The organism is Nonomuraea lactucae (genome assembly GCF_003313395.1).
Lineage (GTDB): Bacteria > Actinomycetota > Actinomycetes > Streptosporangiales > Streptosporangiaceae > Nonomuraea > Nonomuraea lactucae.
Map to the genome: position 1 here is coordinate 1 of NZ_QNFZ01001063.1, position 16,648 is coordinate 16,648.

The 16,648-nt window shown below is 68.2% G+C and carries 20 protein-coding genes; 1 reads left to right on the forward strand and 19 read right to left on the reverse strand.

The annotated features are described in order from the left end of the window. Positions 1-71: 71 nt before the first annotated feature. The 6 genes from DQW85_RS42245 to DQW85_RS45280 are packed head-to-tail and all read right to left on the reverse strand — an operon-like array spanning position 72 to position 5,290. Positions 72-812 carry a peptidoglycan-binding protein gene (locus DQW85_RS42245; protein ID WP_162795816.1) on the reverse strand — a complete coding sequence of 247 codons (741 nt, stop codon included), beginning with the start codon at positions 810-812 and terminating at the stop codon, positions 72-74. Beyond that, positions 796-1,083 carry a hypothetical protein gene (locus DQW85_RS42250; RefSeq protein WP_162795817.1) on the reverse strand — a complete coding sequence of 96 codons (288 nt, stop codon included), beginning with the start codon at positions 1,081-1,083 and terminating at the stop codon, positions 796-798. Before DQW85_RS42250 ends, DQW85_RS42245 begins: the two co-directional genes overlap by 17 nt. Before the next feature lie 6 nt (positions 1,084-1,089). After that, positions 1,090-1,407 (reverse strand): hypothetical protein, encoded by a 318-nt coding sequence (locus tag DQW85_RS42255; RefSeq protein WP_162795818.1) that lies wholly within the window; start codon positions 1,405-1,407, stop codon positions 1,090-1,092. Between the two features lie 20 nt (positions 1,408-1,427). Further along, on the reverse strand, positions 1,428-1,835 hold the full coding sequence (locus DQW85_RS42260; RefSeq protein ID WP_113705358.1) for a hypothetical protein: 408 nt from the start codon (positions 1,833-1,835) through the stop codon (positions 1,428-1,430). A 42-nt stretch (positions 1,836-1,877) separates the two neighbouring features. After that, on the reverse strand, positions 1,878-2,429 hold the full coding sequence (locus tag DQW85_RS42265; RefSeq protein ID WP_113705359.1) for a hypothetical protein: 552 nt from the start codon (positions 2,427-2,429) through the stop codon (positions 1,878-1,880). 2 nt (positions 2,430-2,431) lie between these two features. Then, the gene (locus DQW85_RS45280) at positions 2,432-5,290 is read right to left on the reverse strand and encodes a fibronectin type III domain-containing protein (protein ID WP_162795819.1); all 2,859 of its coding nucleotides are present in this window, start codon (positions 5,288-5,290) and stop codon (positions 2,432-2,434) included. Positions 5,291-5,559: 269 nt separating this feature from the next. Between DQW85_RS45280 and DQW85_RS42275 the strand changes: the two genes are divergently transcribed. After that, on the forward strand, positions 5,560-6,759 hold the full coding sequence (locus DQW85_RS42275) for a pentapeptide repeat-containing protein (protein WP_162795820.1): 1,200 nt from the start codon (positions 5,560-5,562) through the stop codon (positions 6,757-6,759). 147 nt (positions 6,760-6,906) lie between these two features. On the opposite strand, the gene DQW85_RS42280 is transcribed toward DQW85_RS42275, so the two are convergent. The 13 genes from DQW85_RS42280 to DQW85_RS42345 all read right to left on the reverse strand — a co-directional run bounded on the left by DQW85_RS42280 (position 6,907) and on the right by DQW85_RS42345 (position 16,626). Continuing rightward, entirely contained in the window at positions 6,907-8,049 is a 1,143-nt protein-coding gene (locus DQW85_RS42280) for a hypothetical protein (RefSeq protein WP_162795821.1), read from the reverse strand. Positions 8,050-8,274: 225 nt separating this feature from the next. Beyond that, complete coding sequence (locus DQW85_RS42285; protein WP_113705362.1) at positions 8,275-9,156, reverse strand: hypothetical protein; 882 nt, start codon at positions 9,154-9,156, stop codon at positions 8,275-8,277. Positions 9,157-9,158: 2 nt separating this feature from the next. Continuing rightward, the gene (locus tag DQW85_RS42290; RefSeq protein ID WP_162795822.1) at positions 9,159-11,399 is read right to left on the reverse strand and encodes a phage tail protein; all 2,241 of its coding nucleotides are present in this window, start codon (positions 11,397-11,399) and stop codon (positions 9,159-9,161) included. A 222-nt stretch (positions 11,400-11,621) separates the two neighbouring features. Further along, positions 11,622-12,137: a DUF7426 family protein gene (locus DQW85_RS48460; protein ID WP_420819222.1), complete on the reverse strand. Its 516-nt coding sequence runs from the start codon at positions 12,135-12,137 to the stop codon at positions 11,622-11,624. After that, positions 12,137-12,613 carry a phage tail tube protein gene (locus DQW85_RS42305; RefSeq protein WP_113705366.1) on the reverse strand — a complete coding sequence of 159 codons (477 nt, stop codon included), beginning with the start codon at positions 12,611-12,613 and terminating at the stop codon, positions 12,137-12,139. Before DQW85_RS42305 ends, DQW85_RS48460 begins: the two co-directional genes overlap by 1 nt. A gap of 69 nt (positions 12,614-12,682) precedes the next feature. Further along, entirely contained in the window at positions 12,683-13,126 is a 444-nt protein-coding gene (locus DQW85_RS42310) for a minor capsid protein (RefSeq protein ID WP_162795823.1), read from the reverse strand. Continuing rightward, the gene (locus DQW85_RS42315) at positions 13,123-13,476 is read right to left on the reverse strand and encodes a hypothetical protein (RefSeq protein ID WP_113705394.1); all 354 of its coding nucleotides are present in this window, start codon (positions 13,474-13,476) and stop codon (positions 13,123-13,125) included. Before DQW85_RS42315 ends, DQW85_RS42310 begins: the two co-directional genes overlap by 4 nt. Further along, on the reverse strand, positions 13,476-13,787 hold the full coding sequence (locus DQW85_RS42320; protein WP_113705368.1) for a hypothetical protein: 312 nt from the start codon (positions 13,785-13,787) through the stop codon (positions 13,476-13,478). Before DQW85_RS42320 ends, DQW85_RS42315 begins: the two co-directional genes overlap by 1 nt. Further along, positions 13,784-14,173 (reverse strand): hypothetical protein, encoded by a 390-nt coding sequence (locus DQW85_RS42325; RefSeq protein WP_113705369.1) that lies wholly within the window; start codon positions 14,171-14,173, stop codon positions 13,784-13,786. Before DQW85_RS42325 ends, DQW85_RS42320 begins: the two co-directional genes overlap by 4 nt. 11 nt (positions 14,174-14,184) lie before the next feature. Next, positions 14,185-14,526: a hypothetical protein gene (locus DQW85_RS42330; protein WP_113705370.1), complete on the reverse strand. Its 342-nt coding sequence runs from the start codon at positions 14,524-14,526 to the stop codon at positions 14,185-14,187. Next, entirely contained in the window at positions 14,513-14,824 is a 312-nt protein-coding gene (locus DQW85_RS42335; protein WP_113705371.1) for a hypothetical protein, read from the reverse strand. Before DQW85_RS42335 ends, DQW85_RS42330 begins: the two co-directional genes overlap by 14 nt. Then, positions 14,821-15,687, reverse strand: a complete 867-nt coding sequence (locus DQW85_RS42340) for a major capsid protein (RefSeq protein WP_476703629.1) — start codon at positions 15,685-15,687, stop codon at positions 14,821-14,823. Before DQW85_RS42340 ends, DQW85_RS42335 begins: the two co-directional genes overlap by 4 nt. Positions 15,688-15,804: 117 nt before the next feature. Then, positions 15,805-16,626 (reverse strand): hypothetical protein, encoded by an 822-nt coding sequence (locus DQW85_RS42345; RefSeq protein ID WP_162795824.1) that lies wholly within the window; start codon positions 16,624-16,626, stop codon positions 15,805-15,807. Between the last annotated feature and the right edge of the window lie 22 nt (positions 16,627-16,648).

Below are 16,648 nucleotides of genomic sequence, written 5' to 3' on the forward strand. Positions count from 1 at the left end.
CGTTGCCGGCTACGTAGGGACGAGGAGACGGACGGAGCCCCCGCCACTTGACCTTCGACGCCTTACGGTGGTCAGTCGGCGCGCAACAGTTTCGGCCACGTCTTCGGGCCGCACTCACCATCCACACGCAGCCCGGCTTCCTTTTGGAAGCGGCGCAACGCATTCTCCAGTGGCTCGCCGAACACGGTGTCGTCGATCCCGCCGTCCAGGCCGTAGCCGCGGGCGTGCAGTAGGTAGAACAGCGTCTTGACGTCGTAGCCGCGCGAGCCGCGGCGCAGCAGGGGCAGGGTTTTCACGATCTCTTCCATCCAGGTCGGCTTGACAGGCTTCGTCGGAGCGGGCTTGCCGTTGGAGTACGCCGGATAGCCGAACCCGGCTACGTTGCCCAGGCTGCGCACGCGGCGCTTGAGCTGGTTGCCGGTGTTGCCCTCCAGCGTCACGATCATCCGGCCGCCGCCCCTCACGGCTTCGACGATGCCGACGTGGTCGATCGCCGGAATGTTGCGGGAGCCGCCCCAGTCGAAGAAGACGATGGCCGCCTTGCGTGGGGTGTGCCCCCACTGGCCGCGGTTCTTGAACCACTGCGCGTGGCCAGGCGTCCACGCGAAGTCGCCTACGATATCCAGCAGCCCGGCCTTGTCGGCGGCCCAGGCGAGCGTCATGTCGCACCACGCCTCGCGTGCCCACCACTCCGGCTTGCCGTGCCGCTTGGCCCACCAAGCGGCGAACTTCGTCCAACCAGTGGGGGATTCGGTGTAGCCCAGTTCGGCACGCAGCACGTCGAGAAGCCTGTCCTCAGGCGTCTTGGCCACCCTTAACCTCCTCCTCATCGGGGTCTTCGTCCTCGACCGCAGAGCCCGGGACCTGCGGCATCTCGGACTGGTCGGGGTCGTACTCGGTCACATCTGCGTCGCGGTACGGTCGCGGCGGCAGCGAATCTTCATCGTCAGGGGACACGACGGCCTCCAAGGGGGTCAGGCGCAGCCACTCGGCCACGGTCATCTTCAGATCCGCGCTGGTCACGCGGAGGGGGAGTACGGCGGGCACGACCACCACGCCGTCCTCGACGGGGAACACGGTCAAGGGGGGTCAGCCTCTGGTCACGCTGATCAGGGCGATGACGGCGCTGGCCACGGTCACGAGCACGCTCACGACGGCGATGATCTGCTTGGTCCGGTCGGCGAGCTGCGTGCGCGTCACTGCCTCCCGCTCGACGGCATCCAAACGTGCCTCCATCGCCGTGTACCGTACGTCCGCGGCTGCGGCGTTCTGCTCGACGCGCTGCGCGAGCTCGGCGTGCCGGTCGTCCACCTGGTCCAGACGCTGCAAGATGAGCTGTGTCAGGCCGTTGTTCTTCTCGAATCCCACCTCGACCAGGCGTTGCAGTTTTTCCAAGCCGAGTGCCAAGCTCGGGATCTCCTCGCTTGTCACAGTGGCACCGACTCGGCGTCCAGGTCGTAGGTGATCGTCCACTCGTCGTACTTGCGGACCGCCACGGTGTATCCCTGCGCTGCCAGCGCGTGCGCGAAGTCGAGGGCCGAGATGGGCTCGCTCCGGAACTGGCCCGGCACGCCGGTCGGCCGGTCAACGACCGCGTACAGCACCCACGACACCGGCTGACCGACCGGGGCCTGGCGCAGACACACGAACCACGTCCGGTCTGACAGGTACTGAACCTGCCCGCCGACGAAGTGCGCGTGACGGCCAGCGTGGCCGTATCGGTAGAACAGCTCGGCGGCCTGGTCCACCTTGGCCAGGTCCGGGCCCAGCTCACCGTTGGGGTCATCGCCGATCGGCAGGGACATCTCGTCGCCGTTGGGTGAATACAGCAGCATCACGCTCTCCTCAGGTAGTACGAACCAAGTGAGGGCCGGGCATTAGACGGGGCGGCCGAGCAGCATCGACAGGTGGTCGCGGGTTGCCGCCATCCGCTCCTTGTCTGGCCGGTACGTGGCCTTCAGCGCCGCCAGCCGCTCGTGCGGATCGACCACGGCATCCTGGCCGGGGTCCACGTCGAGCGCGCGAGACGTGGGCCGCGCTGCCGGGCTGGGCCAGAGGATGCGGACCTCATGGGCCTCTACCCAGGCGATTCGCGCCAGGTGCGCCTCGCGTGCCTGGCCGGTGGAGTCGGCATTTCCGAACGTCACGGGCCTGTTGTTGCGGACCAATCCCGCCAGGGCGGCGGCGTCGTTGGCCGCGTTCGCTCGCTGCATCGGGTGTGGGATGTGCAACTGGAGGATCGCGATCCGCAGCAGCTCATCGATGTCGCCGGGGTCGAGCCCGTATTCGACGGACAGATTCTCGAACGTGCAGGCGGGCAGGGCGTAGACGTGCCGTGTCCCGTCGGGGCTGGCGGTGACGATCATCCACCATTCGGTGTCGTCATCCCCGACATGTTCATACGCGTCCACGATTTCACGGGTGATCATGATTATTGCTTCCAGACCCAGTACATGACTCGATAGCTGACGCCCGGCGCGCCGCCGGTCGTGGAGAACCCGAACCCTCCATCCGACCGCGACGACACCGTCACGCCATGCGGGCCGAAGACGTTGAACATCGTCGCGGTGATCAACGGCGTGCCTCCGACGAAGGTGAACCCATAGCCAATGGACCCTGTGGTCCCTGCCGGGAACTCAGCCTCGCCTCGCGTGAACGCACCGATAGCGCCGGGGTTGCCCATCTTGCCGAGGAAGTCCAGCCATCCGTCCCGCTTGACCAGCAGTCCGCTGTGGGCCTGGTTGTTTCCATCGGCGATCGTGAACTCCGCCGTTTCGTGGGAGAGCTGGATGACGCCCTTACGACCGTTGACGACGGCGGATCCCATCTGGATCGAATCCTGCAACGCCACGTTCGCGGTGATGTAGTGGTACTGACCCGTGGGCTCGTAAAAGCGGATCTCCGGGTCCACACCGAAGGATGGGTTGATCACCAAGCGGGGGCCACTCAAGCCTGACTGGATACGGCCCACGATGTCGAACTCGCCCGCGGCGGTGTTCAGGTTCGCCATCTGCTCGCCGCTGCTGTTGTAGGCGCGCAGCCCGGTCGTGTCCAGTTGGATGCGCGCCCCGCTCAGGGCTGATTGCAGCGAGAACTGCCCGTTCGCCGAGTCGATGCGCACAGTGCGGGTGCCGGCCGGGGAGTACGCCTCCAGCCCACCCGGTCCGAGCTGAACCCGGGCGCCAGCCGCCGCGGTGCGCAGGATGGCGCCGGTGATGGTCTTGCCGTCGATCGCCGTCGCGGTGAGCCTGCCCGCATCCACCGACCCGGCCGCCAGCTTGTCGAGCGTGACCGCGTTGGCCTGAAGGTGTCCGGTGTTGATCGCGAGCGCCTGAACGAGGTTCCCGGTGATCGTGTTAGCGATCACCTTGTCGGCCGCGTTCACGGTCCCGTCCACGATGTTCGCGCCGGAAATGACCTTGCCAATCACGTCGGTGTTCACCAGCGGCTGTGTGGCGATCGTCATCACGCCGGACCGGGCGGACTGGTTGCCGGACCGGTCAAGGGCGGTGAGCCAGATCTCGCGATCCGAGCCGTACGGCTGGCCGCCGATCACGGCCACGCCCGCGCCCTGGAGGTAGTCCACGACCTGCGTGCTCCCGACTGCGGCCGGGTCGCGCATCCACACCAGGACGCGGTCGAAGTCGGGCGGCATCGCCTCCCCGGCCGAGCCGAGCCCGTCCCACGACACGTGGATCACGCCCAACCGCGACATCAGCGCCGGCGCCGAGGGCACCGGCGGGGGGCTGGTGTCGTCGGGGACGAGCACAATGATCTGCCCGGAGAACTCACCTCGCACGGCGTCGGCGACGGCGCGCACTTTGAACGCGTGCTCGACGTTGACCCGCAGCGGCGAGTAGGTCGCGGTCGCATCCTCCACGACCGCGATCTGATGCCAGATGCCGCCCACGTTGTTCTCACGGGCGAACAGTTCGTAGGCGTCCACCTCGATGGCGATGCCCGAAGGGTCGGCGACGACCGGTGTCCAGGTGGCAGTGATCTGACCGCGGGCGGTGCCGGACTCGTCGATGTACGCCTGCGCATCCACGATCAAGCCTTGTGGTGTGGCGGGAGCCCGGCCGCCCGGCTCCGGCGCGGGTGTTCCTCCGGTCCCTCCGGAGCCGACACCCCCGGCGAGGATCCCGGCCGCCTGGCGAGCGAGCCGGATCTCGCGTTCGATGAACCGGTCGTTCAACACGAGGTTGCCGGAGATCGAGCCGTCCTTGTCCACGGCGAGGGTGACCTGGCGCACCCGGAGCGGCTGCATCTGGCCGCCATCGCCGGGGGCCTTGATGACGTCGCCCGGCCGATAGTGCGCCAGCGGCAACCAGCGGGCGGCCTCGACGCGGATACCGCGCGTGATCTGGGCTCGCTCGCGGCTCGCGCGCTCAAGCGCGTTCTGTCCGAGGAGGACAGCGGTGCCCTGGTCGCTGATGCCGCCCTGCGACTGGGTGGTTTCCCAACGGCCCCACGGGGCGACCGCGCTGGGGTTGGTGACCTCGACGGCCAGGCCCTTCTCCCCGCGTACGAGGATCGCGGTCGCGAAGTCCTCTAAGGTCGCGGTGTCGGGGGCTTCGTCGATGTCGCGGCCGAGCCGCAGATCGACCGGGCCGGCGCCGGCGCCGGGCTGGCGGCCCAGGACGGTGCCCTCCCGGTACACGCGCAGTCTGCGGCCGGTCATGGTCCAGTCGAGCACGCCCTGCTCGCTGAGGTTGATCAGGAGGGTGAGTAGGTCGATGCCGGGCTCGATCTCGACCGCGAGCTTCTTGTTGCCGTCCCACGCTTGCCCGGCGCTGTCGTGCGTGGAGGTGAAGTCGATCGTGAGGCCCGGCAGCGCACCGCGCGCCTGGCCCTCCAGGACGAGAGTGCGCAGCAACGCGCCCGGCGTGACCGCCGAGAACTGGCGCTTGCCCTCGGCCATGACGCCACCCGTGTACATGATCAGCTTGCGGAGTTGCCAGCTGTAGGCGGGGCACTCGTACGTGCGTGTCCCGGCCCGGTCGGTGGCGTCGGCGCCGCGTTTGATCCGGATGAACCGGCCGCCATCCGGTTCCACCCACGCTCCGCCGGCGACCGCGTACTCGACGGCGATCTCGACGGGCTGCTCCAGCCAGGCCGCGCCGACCCCGGCCGTGGGGTAGGTGAGCTTCAGGCTGGGCACGTCGTTGAGCGGCAGGCCGACCTCGAACCCGAGGTGATGCGGCAGCGTGCCGCGCCGCCCCCCATTGGGAGCGTACGCGACCAGCCGAAGGCCGTACGGCGCAGGCGTGCCAGGGATGATGACCTGCACGAGTCCTCCAGGAGAGGCAGTCGGGATCGTCGCGTGCGGTAACGGTTGAGGCACTACTGCCACCAGCTATCCAGGGCAGAGGGTGCAATAGGGCCATGTCTGCCAGGCAGCCCCGGCCACCAGCTCGGCAGGTGATCGCAGCGGCGACCACGTCTAAAGCACGCCGCATGGCCAGAGCCGCAGCACGAGCCTCTCCCCCGGCCGCGCCACCTTCCGCACGCCCGACGAGGCGATGGATACAGCGGCTCCTCTGGCTAATCCCCGTCCTAGTGGGGATCGCTTGGACCGCCGTCGCCGCGACCAACGAGGCCATTCCGGACTGGGGGCGATGGACCCTGGCCGGTATCGCCCTGGCGGGAATCGCCATCCTCGGCATCGCCGTGCTGGTCGGGCCAGCCGCGCGCCGCCTGGCCGGGGAACGCCACCCGCTCACCAAGGCCGAGCGTCAGCAGATGACCGCCACAGAACGCGTCGAGGCCGTCAACGCCGCCCGCCACACCCTGATCCAAGCCGCTACTGGGCTGGTCGTCATTGGAGGCGTGGTCTTCACCGCGCAGGGCTTGTGGTACACAGCGCAATCACTCGACGCCTCCCGGCAGGCCCAGCGGACCGCCGAGCAGGGGCAGATCACCGACCGGTATACGAAGGCCGTGGAACAGCTCGGCTCCACCAAAGTGGATGTCCGGCTCGGCGGCATGTACGCCCTCGAACGGCTCGCGCAAGACTCGCCCCGCGACCGCCAGACCGTATATGACGTGCTGGCTGCGTTCGTTCATGAGCACGATCCGAAACTCGGCGTCAAAGCGAAGGGCCTACCTGGCGTGCCTGCCACCGATGTGCAGGCAGCCTTGACGGTGATCGGCCGTCGAAACGCTGCCCCAGACACACGTGCGCCCGACCTGAACTCGATCCGTACCCCAGGTGCGAACCTGACCTATGCGAAACTGACCGACTCGAAGTTGACCAGCGCGATCCTGACCAGCGCGAACTTGTACGGCGCGTACTTGAGCTACGCGGACCTCACCGGCGCGAATCTGGTCTTCGCGAACCTGGCCGAGGCAACGCTGACCGACGCGAACCTGGACGGTGCGGACCTGACCCGGGCGACCCTTTTCAGCGCGGACCTGAGCCGCGCGGGCCTGAGCTACGCGGACCTCACCGGCGCGAATCTGGTCTTCGCGAACCTGGCCGACGCTATCCTGGCCGACGCGAACCTGCGCCGCGCTACCCTGGTCGACGCGAACCTGCGCGGCGCCAACCTGCGCGGCGCCAACCTGCGCGGCGCTTACCTGGGCGGCGCCAACCTGCGCGGCGCTAACATAATCGACGCGAATCTGCGCGGCGCTTACCTGGGCGGCGCAGATCTGACCGGTGCAGAGCTGATCGGCGCCGACCTGACCGACATACGCGGAGTTGCAGAGAGCGAGATCAGACGCGTAGCCACCGTCGATAAGACCACGATCTTCTGATTGAATGCACCGCCCCTACGGGCCGATCCGGTCGCCGTTCGGCGCGTAGGCGACGAGCCGGAGCGCGTACCGCTGACCCTGGCCCGCGATGATGACCTGCACTGATCCCCCGATATGTCTCTGAATCCATGGACGCAAGCGAGGGGGTCAGGGCCGCGCCGCCAACGCGGCGAGCAGCCGCGCCATCCGCAGGTCGTGGTCCTCGAACCGGTCCCCCAGGACAAGGTTTCCGACGACCACGCCGCGCACGGTCCGGCTCAACGTGACCTGCCGGATCCGCAGCGGCTGGGGGGCGCCGGCGTTGCCCAGGGCCAGGATCAGGTCGCCGGGCCGATAGTCCCGCAGCGGCAGCCACTGCGCCTCCGCCGTGGTGATCTCGCGTGTGCGCTGCACCCGCTCAGTTGTGGCCGTCACCAGTGCAGCCGTGCCAGCCGTGTGCGCCGACCCGCTGTCGGTAAGGCCGGGCTGTCGCATGCCGATTTCCCATCGACCCCACGGCAGCGGGGTACCGACGTTGACTACCTCCTGGCGGACTTCGCCGTCGCCGACCACGTACGCGGCCGACGCCATGTCCTTCAAAGTGCCGACGTCGGGCGCGGCCCTGATGTCGCAGCCACCGTGCAGGATGACCGGGAAGGAGCCCATGGTCCGGTCGCGTAGCACGCCAGTGTTCGGCTTCCACGCGGAAAGCTGCCGGGCGCCGCTCAGGCGGAAGTCGAGCAGCCCGAACTCGACCAGCTTCAGCAGAACCGATAGCAGGTCGGTGCCGAGCGGGATGCCCATGCCCATGAACGGCGACCAGGACGCGGCGGCCGTATCGATGCTGCTGGTGAACGTCCACGTCAGGCCGTTAAGTGCGCCGCGGGATTGGGCTTCGGTCATCAGCGTGTGCAGTATGAAGCCGCCTGTCGCCGACGAGCTGAACATCCGCTGTTGGTTGACCGGCGCGATGGTCGCGTGCGGGTAGACGACCGCCTTCCTCAAGGTCCACAAGTAGGACGGACAATCGAACCGCCACACGGCTGCGGGGTCGAGCTGGTCGCCGACACGGTGGAGCAGCAGGAATCGGCCCTCGGGGTACTCCGTCCAGGTGTTGCCGTCAACCGTCCACTGCACGCCGATTTCGCATGATGTAGCGATTAACTCAGCGCCGACCGCGTGCGCACTGTAGGCGAACTTCAGGGCAGGGAGGTCATTTAGCGACCAGGCGACCTCGATGCTAAGGGGGTGCGGAAGCAGACCGCGGCGGGCGCCGTTGGGGTCATAGGCCACGAGACGGAGGTCGAACATGAAGACCTCCATCTATCTCGCAGATGCCTTAGCCACCTGTTTCTTCGACGGGGAGCATCCAGCCGTGTACGCAACGCGAGGTATCTTCGAGCATGTGGGTGCGATGAGCGGGATGCGAGGTTCGACTTGCCATCTTGATCGATAGTCGAAGCGTGCCGAGGGCCGGTCGTGGTGTTGGTGCTGAAGCACAGACCATCCATGCCCCTCAACGTGTCCCCTTCGGGGTCAAAGGTAGGCGCGGCGGGCTCGGACTTCGATCTTCGACGCCGGGGTTGTACCGGTCGCGGTGCACGAGAGAAGCACGGCGCGGGAGAACGGATCCCCCACGGCCATCGCCGGTGTCAGGTGGATCCACCGCGACGCAGAGCCAGGCCCGAACACGCTGATCATGCCGGTCTTGTCCGCGCCCGTCGCGAGATCCCACGTGTCCGTGATGACCACCGCGGCGCGCATCGTTGCCGCGTCGATCAGCAGCCGCTCCGACGCCGTGATGGAGTTCGCTCCTGAGGTGAGCAGGCCGACCGCGCCCTGCGTGGCCACGTCCCGCAGGGTGATGTTCGTGGCCGGCCCTGTGACGCGCAGGAGCGCGTCCGTGATGGGCGCGGTTGAGCTGGCGAGCGTGGTGACCGACTGGTTGGAGGCGTTCGCGTTGCCCTGCCAAGTCGTCACCGTCTCATCGCGCCAGTAGACGCCCGGCACCTCGACGATCGCGGTCAGCTTGGCCCGCGCGGCTCCGGTGTTGACCTCCGGTTCGCTCGCGGCCGTCACCGTCACGTCGGCCACACGGACGATGCTGCCCGCCTGGTAGCGCAGGCTCATGAGGCGATGCCGGACGCCGAGCAGCGCGCCCAGTGCCTCCAGGTTGGCCTCCATCTGCGGGTAGCCGCCGTCCGTCCCGGCTGGGGTCGCGCCGGTAACGGTGAAGACCAGCGGGAAACTGGTCGTCTCGTGGTCGAGGCCCGTGATGGGCAGCTCGCCAGCCCGGCCGGGGACGGTCACCCTGACGGCCCGTGCCCCCGGCAGCGGCCGGCGCTGCGTGCCCTTCTTCAGCCGCCAGCAGCCTGCTGGGTGGTCCAGCGGGACGCCGTCGAGCGTGTAGGACGGCATGGTCAGATCACCCCCAGGGCGCCGGCGAGCTGGAGTCCGCGGTTGACGCTGGTCGAGGTCGGCTCACTTTGCGGGTAGTAGTTCGTCTGGTGGATGACGGTCCTCGCGTTGGCCAGGCCGCCGCCTGCCAGCCCGTTCGGCACGTTGACCCCGGGAGTGCCGAGGTCTGGGATTCCGGTGCTGGCCACGATGCCCGCCATGCGGTTTGCGGCGATTCGGACGAGTCCTCCGGCCTGGGTGATGCCGAGGGCGAGTCCGGCCGGCACCTGGCGGCCGATCTTCATGAACAGGCGGCTGGGGCTGTGGATGCCGAGGAAGTCGAGCACGGGCTGCGGCAGGATGGAGCGGAGGAAGCCTACGATCCGATCCTTGATCATGTTTCCGGCTGCGACGATGCCGTCCCACAAGCCCTCCATCAGCGCGCGTCCGGCGTTCATGATCGTGTCTCCGAAGCCCTTGATCGCCGACACGATCGACTGGAACGCGCCTCGGAAGTCACCGTTCAGTAGCTGGACCACAGCTGTGATGATCTTGATCCAGAGCGGCAGATGCGCCGTCGCGATCTCGACCAAAGGTCCGATGATTGGCTGAATCACACCAAGGATCTTGGAAAGTTCGCCGACCCAGGAGGTGATCACGGGGATCAGGGCCTTGACCAGCTCCAACGTGGACGGGAGCAGATCCATCGCCAGTTTGATCAAGGGCGGAAGGACTGTTTTCAGCGCTTGTGCGAGGAATTGGCCGATCTGTGCCGCGAGTGGTGCCGTGGCCGCCGCGAGCTGCGTCACCGCGCTAGACAAAATCGGAATAATGGGCTGCAAGCTGGACGAAAGCACTGAAGTCACCGGGCCGAGTGCGGCCGACAGGTTGGTCAGCGCGGCACCCAGGATCTGACCCAGGATCCCGGCAAGCTGCCCGATCACTGGCAGCAGCGGAGCCGCTGCGGCCAGCACCGCCGAGATCCCCTGACCCAGCGCGAGCAGCCCCGCCTGAAGCCCCGGGTCCGCGAACGCGCGCGACAGCATCTCCGCGACCAGCGTCAGCCCAGGACCAAGCGCCGCCAGCGCTGGACCGAGCGCCGAGACCGCGGCGGCCAGCCCAGGACCCAGCGCAACCGCGATGGCCGCGACATGTGGCGCGATGAGCGCCAGCGATCCACCGAGCGCCACGAAGATCGGCATCAGGACACTTCCAACCTGCGCCAGCGATTGGAAGATCGTGATGAGGATCTGCTGACCCTGAGCCGAGTTGACGAACGCGTTCACTTGGCCGAGCAGTTGCCCGATCACGCCGAGCGCGCCGATCCCGCCCGTCTGCATCGCGGCGAAAACACCCCGCACGATGCCGATCACGTCCCCGGCGATCTGGCCGAGCTGGCGGAACACTGACACGGCGCCCTCCAACCAGGCCAGTGCCTGGCCGGAGGCCGCCGCGTGATACAGGAACCGGCCAAACTTCTCGGCCGCGTCGGCGAGCCCCGGCGCAAGGCCAGCCAAGAACCCTGCGCCGATCACGCCTACGTCCCGCAGCCCGTCCAGCAGAGGCCGCAGCGCGGGCGTGAACGCCGACACCGCCTCACGCAGCGAGGCGAACACTGACTGGACAGCCCAGACGGTCTCGCTGGACTGGGCAAACCTCGCCACCTCAAGGGTTGCGAGTCCGAGTGCGCCGGCCACGCCGGACATGCCGGTGCTCAACGGCCCCAGGAGCGCGCCCGCGACCGCCTCGATCTGCCCAGCCAGCGGCGAGAAGAAGGCGTCCTGCACCGATACCCGCAGCTGACGGATCGGGTTGTAAAGATCGTTAAGGGCGAAGGCGGCTGCGCTGGCGGCCGGGCTCAGATCGGCAACGGCTTCAAGGAACGCCTCGTAGTCCCCTGACAGCGCGGCCGAGAACGCCTCACCCACACCTGCGGTCGCGACCTTGAAGGTGGCCATGGCCGCTGCGCCCATGGCCAAGGCTCCGGGCAGCGCAGTCACGATCCCCGACGCCGGGGCGAGCGCGGCCACCAAAGCGCCGCCGCCCTGCGCGAGCGTCGCCACGCCGGATGCTGCCGCCGAGGCCGCAACCGAAAGCGCCATGAAACGGACGCCGAGCGTGGCCGAGCTGGCCATCAACTCGCCGGCGTTGGCCTTGGAATCTCTGGCCTTGTCGCGGAAGAAGTCCAGGGCTCGCCGGAGTCCAGACGTCATCTTGTCGCGCAAGTCGAGCGTCGCGAACAGCTCGCCCACGTTCAGCGCCACGCCCGCCACCACCTCTCCGGAGAGTCACGATCAAGGGGGAGGGGTGGTGGCGTTACTTGCTGTCGCCCGGGTCGAGCGCGCGGGCGATGCGCGTGTCAGCGGTGAGCAGCCCCAGCAGGCGGGTGCGCAGCCACCGCCAGGAGCGGGTGCGGAGCTGGGCGGGCTCGTCGAGGTCGATCCCGAACGTCTCGTGCAGGTCGGCCTCGACGAGCGGCCACCGGGTCAGGATGTCGAGCCAGGAGACGCTGCGCCCTTTCGAGAGCGAGAGGCCGTCTTCCTGGTCGTACCAGTCGCGGAGCCCCGACTGCGGGTCGATCGGGCCGCCGCTGCCTGAGCCCGACGAGTCGCCCGGTTCGGGGCCTGCCCTTCCCCCGAGACGGACTCCCAGTGCTTGGCCGCAGCCTCCAAGCCGGCCGCGACCCACACGAGCGCGGTCTGCCCGACATGCTGGATCACCGGCCACGACACCTTGTCGGCGAACAGCTCGTCGTAGACGGGGCCCAGGATGCGCCGGTAGAGGTCCTTCTCCTGGTTGTCGTCGAGCACGGTCTCGGCGAGCTGGTGCAGGCCCTCCTCGTCCACCTGCTGTCCCGCCTCAACCGCGAGGCCGGCGTGCATGAGTCGCTGGCACAGCAGACCCACCTCGGCGTCGGGCGGCGGGATCACGTACGTCCGGCCGCCGGCCGGGAGCCGTAGCGACGGGTCGAAGAACTCATCCAGCTCACGGAAGGTGGCCATCACGCGGCCACCGGGTTTTCGATCTCGACCGGGGCGTTCTGCCCGAGCAGTGTGAACGAGAAGGGTTCGAGGTCGGTCTTCTCGCCGCCCTTGGTGAACTCGCTGACGGTGCAGACGCCCTCGTAAGCGTCGTCGGCGCCGTCGCGGCGGTACCAGCGGACCTTGATGTTCGCCGCGAAGCCGACCTTACGGGCGGCCTTGCGGATGAACTGCTGGCCCGGGTCCGGAGTGAAGACGGCCGCGTCGGTGCGCTTCCGGCGCCCCTCCGCCTCGATCTTCCACTTGCGCTCCGTCACGACGTCGGCGCCCCAACCCTCCTCATCGTCAAAATCGCCATCGTCCTCGACGTTGTCGTCCGTGGTCTCCTCGAACTTGGAGAGGCCGCGTACGGGCGTCCACACCGGGGCGGACGCGCCGGGAGCGCTCGTGTCCACGTCGAGCCGCCAGTCCTTGGCGAGCAGGCTTCGCAGGCCCATGATGATCTCCTTGCATGCCAGAGCGCCGCCCAGCGGTGCGTGGGCAGCGCGAGAAAGGTCAGGCCCGCGTCAGTCGGGCCGGTTCGGGCTGGGTCGGTACGCCAGCAACTCGTACGAGTCAGCCCTTTCCCAACGTCCGCTGGCGTCGCGGCCGAGCGGCGCGACCGTGGTCCGCCGCGCGAGCAGCACCAGCACGCCGGTCGAGAGCCGCATATCGGCCACGCCATGCAGCACGTCGAACACCGCATCGGCGAAGTCGTCGGCCACACGCGGGTCGGTCTTGGCTCGCATCCGCACCTGCACGAGCACCGTCGAGTCGGACTGCTCGACGTCGTCGCCGCCCGTGCCGTACACCGCGAGCGCGATCGCCTCATCCGGCCGAGCCGGCAGACCACCGATGGTGATGGCGCGCTGGTCGTCGCCGTACTTGCCGATCGGGCTCCAGTCGCCCACGTCGTGCTCGGCCAGCAGGATGGCGAGGCCGGTCAGCAAGTTCCGGGAAAAGCCGCTCACGAGCGCAGCGCCCGGCGGATGTGCTTGGCCACGATCAGCTTCACGGCCTCGGCCTCATCGCGGAGCGTCGTCTCCAGGAACTTCGCCTCCCCTTTGACCGGGTGGTTGAAGTCCAGTTCCTCGTGCTGACGGACCGCGTATGGCTGATCAAAGCTGATCGCGCCGACCAACTCGGACTCGTCCACCGACACCGTGCCGGACCGCTCCAGGTGACCCTCCTGCCAGGGGACCTTGGGCCCCGTCATCGTGAGCACATGCTCGGCGCCCTGATGCAGGCCACGCGCCGCCGCGGCTCGCGTCTCGGCGACGAGCTGCTCGACGTTGATGTGCATGTTGAGCTCGACGTCCATCAGCGGCACACCACCTCTACGTGATCAGGAGTCGGCAGGCCGCCGCCATCTCGGGAGAACGACGTGATGGCGGTGGTGACGCGGCCGTTGACCGTGACCCGACTGCCCTCGGGGCAGCGAGTCCGGGGCGGGAAGAAGATCGTTGTGTCGGACACCGTCTCTGCGCCCTGAGCATCACGGACCATCCGCCGCTCGTCGTCGACGAGGCAGTTCACGGTCACCGCCGCGCCGTACACCGGGCCATAGGCGCCGTCGCCCTCGAACGGCTCGATCTGGGCCTGATGCCTGAGTAGCCAGTCAGGAAGCATCACCAGGCCGCCACATCGAAGACGTAACCCGGCAGCAGTCCCGCGGTATGCAGGATGCGCGCGGCGTCCGGCGCGTGCCGCGGCGGCCCACCGTCGGTGTTGCGCCCGCCGAGCCGAACCGATCCGATCTGCACGTCCTTGAACGCCGACGCCACGCCGTACGGATCGCCGAGCGCCAGCGACCACGCCGCCTGCGCGCATGTGGCCCGCATGATCGCCTCCCGCTCCTTCGGGTCGGTCGGCATCTCGTTGTCGTCGGTGTTGTAGACCGCGCCGAGCAGCAGCTCGTCGATCCGCTCCGAGGCCCGCGCCAGCGCGGCGGCGATGCCGTCCGGTGCGGGCTTGTCGGTGTAGGCCGCGTAGTCGGCGGCCGTCGCGTACACCACCACCGGGGGCCTCCCTAGGGCAGCTCGTACACGGTGACCGACACACCGGCCGGGTCGTCGTAGTTGATCCACACGGTGCCATCCGACTGCCGGTACACCTCGGGCACCGGCGGGATGAGCACGTCGCCGGTGTTCGCGGGGATCGTGTACGGCCGGTCTGGGAGCGGCTGACCGTCCACCTCGCCCGGCATGACGATCGTCACCGTGCGGGCCGCCGTCGCGACGTTCTTCAGGCGGATCTGCCGCTTGGCGGAGTAGCCGTACGAGTGGCCGTCCGCGACCGCTGGTGTGAGCGCCCCTGCGAGGCTCAGGCCGGCGCGCGGCACCGGCGTCACGGTCAGGTTAGCCCTGGCCATCGCCGTCCCCCTCTTCCTGCTGATCGTCGGTGTCCGCGCCGAACTCCTCGATGAGCGACGCCTTCGACAGCGCCTTCGCGTCGGCTTCCGTCATGCCGCGCGAAATCGCGTAGCCCACCCACGCGGCCTTGGGCGCGGTCTCGGGCGGCCGGATCAGCGTGGGGGGCGGCATCGGGTCGGGCTGCTGGGGAGCGCCCGAGCCGGTGACTGTCCAGTTCGGCAGAATGTCCAGGCAGGCGTCGCGCTCGTCGAGCTCGACGACCTGCCCGGTGTTGCGGTTCTTGTACCGCCACGTCACGGGGCCACCCCGTGGATCAGAACAGCGCGGTTGGGGTCCAGGGTCTTGACGCCGTACAGCGTGTCGATCGACACGATGTCTTGCTTCTTGACCTGGTCGTAGCCCATGACCACCCTGAGCGCGAAGCCCTGGTAGGACTCGACGTGCGCGTTGGCCGCGCCCTGCGGAAGCACCAAGGGCCTCGTTACCAGGGCAAACGCCGTCCTGTGGAAGGCGACGCCGATCTCGGTGTTGGGCTGGCCAGCGCCAGGCGTGCCGGTCGGCGCCTCGATGTTCTGTGTCTGGTACGCGTCGTGCCCGAAGATCCGACGCCCCAGGTTGGCCTCCCTCAACCCTTCCGTGTCGCCCCTGGTGTCGGCCTGATGAAACAGCGGGTCGCTGAGCCACTTGGCCTCGATCTCGGGCCCGACCACAACGTGCCGGTCGGTCGCGGGCACGTTGCGCTGGTTCAGGACGCGGCGCGCGTCGATGACGCTGCGCGGGTTGTCCCAGTTGTGGATCGCGGCACCGGTAACGCCGGTGATGGGCGCGCCAGCCTTACCGACGCGCTGCACGATGTCGTTCCTCAGGGTGAGGATGTCCTTGTCGATCTTCTGAGCGATCGCCTCGCACGCGGGCGCCAGGAGCTGGGCGTTGAAGTCGATGATCTCCAACGTCAGTTCTTCCGACGTGACAGCAAAGGAGACGTCGGCAAATTTGTCCAGCGTGATCGGGATGCTGCCCTCGGTCGCGTTCTGGATCTCGATACCGGTCGTGCGGTTGAAGTTCTTCGCCTCGAAGACCGCGGGCTTCCTGATCGTCACCGTGTCGCCGACGCGGTTGACGAACTCCTCCTCGTAGTCCCGGTGCACGAGCTGGCTCATGACTGTGTTCTCGTACAGGTTCGCCAGCGCCTGCTTGGCGATGATGCTCGGGGTCAGAAACGTGTTAGGCATCGGGCCTTACTCCCATGGGAACAGCGGTAGCGGTCCCGCTATCGCTCAGGACGACGGCTTCGCGCGCCTCTTGCGGAAGTCGTCGATGGACGGTTCGGAGCTCGGCGGACGCCCGCCAGGCCCGCCGGCGAACTCCCCTCCGCTCCGTGCAGGCGGCCCCGCCAGGGAGCCGACCTTGTACTTGGGGTTCTCATCCAGCGCGAGCTGGATGGTTTCGCCGAGCTTCGTGGCGAAGTCGTCGGCGTTGACGTCGAGGTCGCGGATCTTCTTCAGGAAGCTGCGGCTGTCGAGCAGGGCGTCGGGATCGGCGCCCATCTTCGAGCCCGCACGGTGCACAGCCAGCTCGATCAGGGCGCGGCGGTGCCGCTCCTTCTCCGAGTCGCGCTCCTTGGCGGTCGTGTCGCGCTCGCTCGTGAGCTGCTCGATGACCTGCTCGGGCGTGAGCTGCTGCTGCTCCTCGCCGATCAGGCCAAGCGCCTTACCGATCTGCTGGGCGAACTCGGTCTGCACCTGCTTGGAGAGCTCCTCGGCAGACGGGCCCTTCGCCTTGGCTGCCTCCTCGGCCGCCTTCTGCGCTTCCTTCAGCGCGGCTCGGCTGTCGCCCGCCTCTTTACGCAGGTCCCGGTACAGCTTCTGCGCCCACGACGGAAGCTGGTCCACCCGGATCGCGTCCGGATTCACCGGCTCCTGCTCAGGAGCAGGCGGCGTGGGCGGCGTGACCCCGGCCTCAGGAGCGCCCTCCTGGGCGCCGGTGTCCTGCGGCTGGCCTTCGCCTCCTTCGCCATCCGGAGCACCTCCAGCGATCAGCCGGATCGGCGCGCCGGACTTGCGGTAGCCGATGATCGCGCCAGGCGTCGTCGGCAGCATCGAGTGATCGAACATTGGCCCT